Source organism: Micromonospora globispora (genome assembly GCF_003857015.1).
Classification (GTDB): Bacteria; Actinomycetota; Actinomycetes; order Mycobacteriales; family Micromonosporaceae; genus Micromonospora; species Micromonospora globispora.
Genome location: NZ_QGGF01000152.1, coordinates 1 through 4,995 on the forward strand (window position 1 = coordinate 1; position 4,995 = coordinate 4,995).

Annotated in this window: 6 protein-coding genes and 1 pseudogene; 2 read left to right on the forward strand and 5 right to left on the reverse strand. The window is 71.8% G+C overall.

All coding sequences use genetic code 11. The features are described from left to right. The coding region (locus DKL51_RS05500; RefSeq protein ID WP_221623132.1) for a helix-turn-helix domain-containing protein at positions 1-392 on the reverse strand (392 nt) is incomplete at its 3' end. 213 nt (positions 393-605) lie between these two features. On the opposite strand from DKL51_RS05500, the pseudogene DKL51_RS05505 reads away from it, so the two are divergent. Next, positions 606-1,079, forward strand: a pseudogene (locus DKL51_RS05505) (ARPP-1 family domain-containing protein); the annotation flags it as partial. Positions 1,080-1,134: 55 nt separating this feature from the next. On the opposite strand, the gene DKL51_RS05510 reads toward DKL51_RS05505, so the two are convergent. Continuing rightward, on the reverse strand, positions 1,135-2,064 hold the full coding sequence (locus DKL51_RS05510) for a diacylglycerol/lipid kinase family protein (protein WP_124811798.1): 930 nt from the start codon (positions 2,062-2,064) through the stop codon (positions 1,135-1,137). 160 nt (positions 2,065-2,224) lie between these two features. Here DKL51_RS05510 and DKL51_RS05515 point away from each other — a divergent pair, with 160 nt between their 5' ends. Further along, a complete protein-coding gene (locus tag DKL51_RS05515; RefSeq protein ID WP_124811799.1) occupies positions 2,225-2,548 on the forward strand; it encodes a DUF4326 domain-containing protein in 324 nt (107 codons plus the stop codon). A 28-nt stretch (positions 2,549-2,576) separates the two neighbouring features. Here the strand turns inward: DKL51_RS05515 and DKL51_RS05520 are convergent, their stop codons facing one another. From DKL51_RS05520 to DKL51_RS05530, 3 genes are all read right to left on the reverse strand, one after another. Continuing rightward, positions 2,577-2,969, reverse strand: a complete 393-nt coding sequence (locus tag DKL51_RS05520; RefSeq protein ID WP_124811800.1) for a nuclear transport factor 2 family protein — start codon at positions 2,967-2,969, stop codon at positions 2,577-2,579. Positions 2,970-3,064: 95 nt separating this feature from the next. Then, positions 3,065-4,039: a GNAT family N-acetyltransferase gene (locus tag DKL51_RS05525; RefSeq protein ID WP_124811801.1), complete on the reverse strand. Its 975-nt coding sequence runs from the start codon at positions 4,037-4,039 to the stop codon at positions 3,065-3,067. Between the two features lie 168 nt (positions 4,040-4,207). Next, on the reverse strand, positions 4,208-4,756 hold the full coding sequence (locus tag DKL51_RS05530; protein WP_124811802.1) for a YceI family protein: 549 nt from the start codon (positions 4,754-4,756) through the stop codon (positions 4,208-4,210). Positions 4,757-4,995: the final 239 nt, after the last annotated feature.

The window sequence follows — 4,995 nt, forward strand, 5'->3', positions numbered from 1 at the left end:
TTGAACCGGGGGAACCCCACCGGCCGCCCGGCGCGTTTGCCGCTACGGGAGTCGGACCAGTTCTTCAACGCCCGGGCCAGCGCGTCCAGGCCGGTGTTGAACGCCTCCTTCGAGCACTCCCGCCACCACGGCGCCACCTCGCTCTTCGACCGATTCCACGCCCTGCGCAAAGCCGGCAGCGACCAGCCCTGCGGGGTCAGGTCCGCCTCGTCGATGCCGTAAGAGCGTTCGGCGGCCCGCTGATCCATCACCGCCTTCACCCGGGCCAGCGCCCAGTTGTGCGCCACCCGCGCCGCCCCCGCATGGGCCAGCACCACCCGCTCCTGCCTCGCGGTCAGGTCCAACGCGAACCGGTACGCCTGCACCACACCCAACCGCACCCCGTCCGCCACGCCCAGCACAATAACCACCCAATACGACACTCACCCCCAACCACCAACGCCAGGCAACCGCCCCCACGGCACCCGCACCGCCGACCACCGGAACCCTGTCGCGATGCACCACCCACACCGCAAGCCACTCTTCCAAGATCACCAACACATACCAACGCCTACTCAACCGGCAACAGTTGACACTCCCCCGGCGTCCACGGGACCAGCGTCGACCAGGGCGACGTGTGGCGGCGGGTGAGCCGCTACGAGCGCGATCTCGGCAACTCCCCGACGTCGTCTCTCGTGGATCTGCAGAACCGCCAGGCGGCGGAACTGAAGAGCGTTCTGCGCACGATCCGACCGCTGTACGGGCAGCGCGGCGTGCTGATCGGCGCGGCCGGTCACCCGGTGCTGCTGGAGGTCTACGACGACCCGCAGACGCTGGCCGAGCAGTGGAAATCCCTGCTGTCGGCGGTCGCCATGGACGCGCGTCTCGCCCCGCCGCAGCCCACTCCCGGCCACCGGGCGCGGGCGTTCATCCAGCGGCTCACCGCGGCGCCGCTCCGGTCGACCAGCATGGGCGGTAGAGCCGTCGCGGTCGACGCCGACAAGGACAAGCTGCTCTCGGCGCGCGGTGTCGTCCTCGGCGACCGGCCGCTGCACCTCGCCGTCGTGAACGCGAAGCACCAGTTCGTGCTCGCCGCATGAGCCGGCGCCAGGCCGAGGAGTCGTCTCGGCCGGGAACGGTCGCGGCGTTCGGAGGTTAGCGGTCCGGGGTGTCGGCGGGGGCCATCACGCGCAGCGCGTTGGGGTCCAGGCCGATCCGGATCGGGGTCTCGCCGTACAGCTCGCCGTCGACCTCGACCGGCGCCGGCCGGTCGGTCTCCAGCCAGAGTTGGCGGACGGGGAGGAACGGGTCGTCGCGGACCGTGCGCCGATGCCCGGTCGCCGCGTTGCGGGCTGTGTCCCGCAGCAGCTCCCGCCGGGCCCGGCCGCCCACCGGGTACGCGACCAGCAGCCGGTCGTCGGCGTCCGCGTCTGCGGTGATCGGCCGGCCGGCGTGGAAGCCGCCGTTGGCGACGTACAGCTGGTGGGTGACGAACTCGTGCTCCCTCCCCTCGGCGCGCACGGTGGCGCGCAGCGGCCGGTGCCGGGTCAGCAGCGCCAGCGCGGTGATCGGGTACGCGAGCCGGCCGGTGACGCGCTTCAGCCGCGGCGGCGCCGCGCGCATCACGTCGGCGGAGAGCCCGACGCCGACGTGGTTGGTGAAGCGCGTATTGCCGACGAGGCCGAGGTCGACGTCGATCACCTTGCCGTCGGTGAGGACCGCGACGGCGGCGTCGAAGTCGAGCGGGATGCCGACCGTACGGGCGAAGTTGTTGGTGGTGCCCAGCGGCAGCAGGCCGAGCGCGATGTCGCGGTGGGCCAGCAGGCGGGCGGCGGCGCCGATGGTGCCGTCGCCACCGCCCACGACGAGGAGGTCGGGTCCGAGGTCGGCGGCCGCGGCGAGGGTCCGCTCGAGTTCGTCGGGGCGGTCGACCGGGTACGTGCCGAGCAGAGTGAACCCGGCCGCCGTGAGCCGTGACCGGGCGCCCTCGTAGAGCCGGCGGCCTCGGCGGGAGTGGGCGTTGACGACCAGCGCCACACGCCGCTCCCGTCGGATGGCCGCGCCCAGTTCCTGCTTAGTCCGCATAGGGGCAGACCCTATCCCCGAACCGGCCCGGGCAGAGCTGGCTCTGCGACTGCCGGGCGATTGGCGCGGTTGATGACGGTGGTTACGCTCGTCCGATCGTCCGGATCGCTTGCCGGACCGACGGTTCTGGCGCTGCCGGCGGGAGACTGAGGAGCTGATTGTGCAGGCAACCACGGTCGTCAACCTGAAGGGCCACCGCGGCGACCCGGCGTACGCCGACGTGGTCTACATCGGGCGGGCCATGTATCGCGGTGGCTGGCGTCTCCCGGCCTCTCCCCTGTCCAGCCCGTACCGTCCCGGCCCCGACGGCAGCCGGGACGAGGTCCTCGAGAAGTACCGCGCGTACCTGCTCGGCCGCCCGGACCTCCTCGCCCTCCTCCCCGACCTGCGGGGGCGCCGGCTCGGCTGCTGGTGCGTGCCGGAGCGTTGTCACGCCGAAATGATCGCGGAACTCGCAGACTCCCTGCCGCCGACGACCGCCTGACCGGCGGGCGGCCGGATGGGGACCTGCGTCACGTGATGGTGAGGTCGTCGGACGTCGGCCAGACGCCGCCCGCCGGCATGTCGAGGCGCTCCGCCAGCGTCCGCCGCCACTCGGGCGCGGTGAACGGCTCACCCCAGTAGTCCGTCACCGCCACCGCCTCACCGTCCCGCACCTCGGCGATCGAGACGTTGCGGTAGATCCGGCCGTCGCCGTAGTCGTTGCTCCACTCGACGACCACGGTGTTTCCGCAGGAGTGTCGCCGGCCCACGCCGAGCCGCAGCCCGACGAAGTGCGACTCCACCTCCGCGATCCGCACCCGGCCCCGGATCAGTTCGCCGGACTGCGGCCAGTGACGTACCGCATCCTCCGCCAGCGGTACGCCGAGGATGCGTTCAAGCCGAGTGCTCGCGTCGACGTCCATTCCTGGAACTTTAGTAATGAATCGCCCACTGTCAGACAAGGATCTCGTGATTCGCGTCCGAGCGCTCCTGCACCGGGACGCGTGGCGTCGCGCACTCAGCGGTCCGTGGGGGGCCGGCAGGTGAGGATGGCGTGTCCTCGGCCGGTGTGGGCGAATCCGAGGCGGGTGTAGAGCCTGACCGCCTCCCGGTTGTCGCCGCCCACGTGCAGTTCCGCCCGGTGGTGGCCCGCCGCTCGGCAGGCGGTCAGCGCATTGCCGATCATGGCGCTGGCCAGGCCGCGACGGCGCCACGAGGGCCGGGTCCCGAGACAGTGCAGCAGCACCGCCGGCCGGCCGTCGACGCCGACGTGGTCGAGGGTGAAGAGGAAGCCGACGACCTCATTGCCGTCCGGCTTGTCCGAATCGAGCGCCAGGACGGAGGCGTCGGGCAGGAAGGTGGGCAGGCCCGTGGCGTGCGACGGCCAGCTTTCCCGGTCGGGAATCATGGCGGTCGGGCTGTCGGCGTAGGCCTCGTTGTGGGCGAGCCGGGTTTCCTCGTCGTACCGCCGATCGAAGGGCACGAGTTCGACGCCGCCCGGAGCCGCGGTCGCCGAAACCGGCGCGTTCAGGTCCCGGACGAGGGTCCATTCCCAGCGCACCACGGAGAAGTCGGCGTCGGCCAGCAGCTGCAGGCGTTCCGGGTCGCCGGCGCCACAGCGGGTGCCGAGCATCGCCGGGAGGTCCGGCCAGCGCTCCTTCCGGAGCTGCGAGGCCCGCTCGATCAGCCAGTCGTGCAGGCGACGGGTCGCTTGGTCGCGCGCCGATTTGTCGACCACGTTGGTGAGCCGGATGCGCAGCACGCCCGGCCCGGTACCCATGTCGGCCGTCTCCCCGTAGGCGACGATCCGGCCGGCGTCCTCGGCGACGAGGGTGTCGCGGGCGAGGTCCAGGCCGGGCATGGCCAGCCGGGCACGCACCCGGTCGGGCTCGACGTCGAGGCCGACGGGATCTTTCTGCTCGCAGGCGGCGAAAAGATCCGTCAGAGCGTCCACATCGGTCAGCACGGCCGGTCGCCAGCGCAGCACGGTCACCCGCGCAGGGTAGCCGCCCCATGCCGCGGCCGGGCGCCCTCTGCAACTGGTCCGCGTCACCCGGCCTGGTCATGTCTCCGCCGCAGGGCCGGTCCGGATGCGTCGCCGGAGACGACGGGCGACGCCGGCGGCGACACGATCGCGGTCGGCAGCGGACACGGCGGCCGGTCAGCCGCCGAGACGGACCTCGATCTCCACCTCGACGTCGTCCCGGACCTTGAGCGCGCCGAGGAAGGCCGAGTACGGCTTGATTCCGTACGCCGACTGGGTCACCACCGTCGTGGCGCGGTACCGATCGGGCGTCAGTTCGCGCACCGCGACCTGGATGGGGGCGGCGACCCCGTGCAGAGTGAGAGTTCCGCTGATGGTGGTGGAGTCGCCGTCGGTGACGACTCGGGTGGACTGGAAGGTGGCCGTCGGATGGCGATCGACGTCCAGCGTCCGCCGGGCGTTTTTCTCGATCTCGCCCCGGTCCTTGTCGGTGAGCGGTACGGCGCCGCCCGTTCCCTCGCGCACGGCCAGGGACCCCAATTCGACGCGGGCGCTCGCGCTGGCGTCCGCCGGCCCGGCCTCGGGCACGTTCAGCTCCGCCGACCAGTCGGTCACCTCGATGGTCAGATCGTGGCCGACGGTCGAGCCGACACCCTTGCGGCCCGTGCGCAGCAGCATGCGGCCGTTGTCCGGGCCGAACCGAAGCCGGCCGGTTCTGATCGCCACTCGCCCAGCGTAGGCGAAACGCCCACTGCCCACGCGGCCAACGCGAGTACCGGCCTGCGGCCTTGTCCCGCTCCTAGTGCCCCGTCATGCAGCCTTGAACGGGTAATCCGGGTGGCGGATCTTGGAGCGGGTGGCGAATGACGTTTTCGGTTTGGCGCGCTGGTTGCGCCAGCGGATGTAGTCGCCGATGGCGGCGTCCTGTTCGGTGTGGCTGCGGTGGTCGGTGCCGTTGAGGGCGA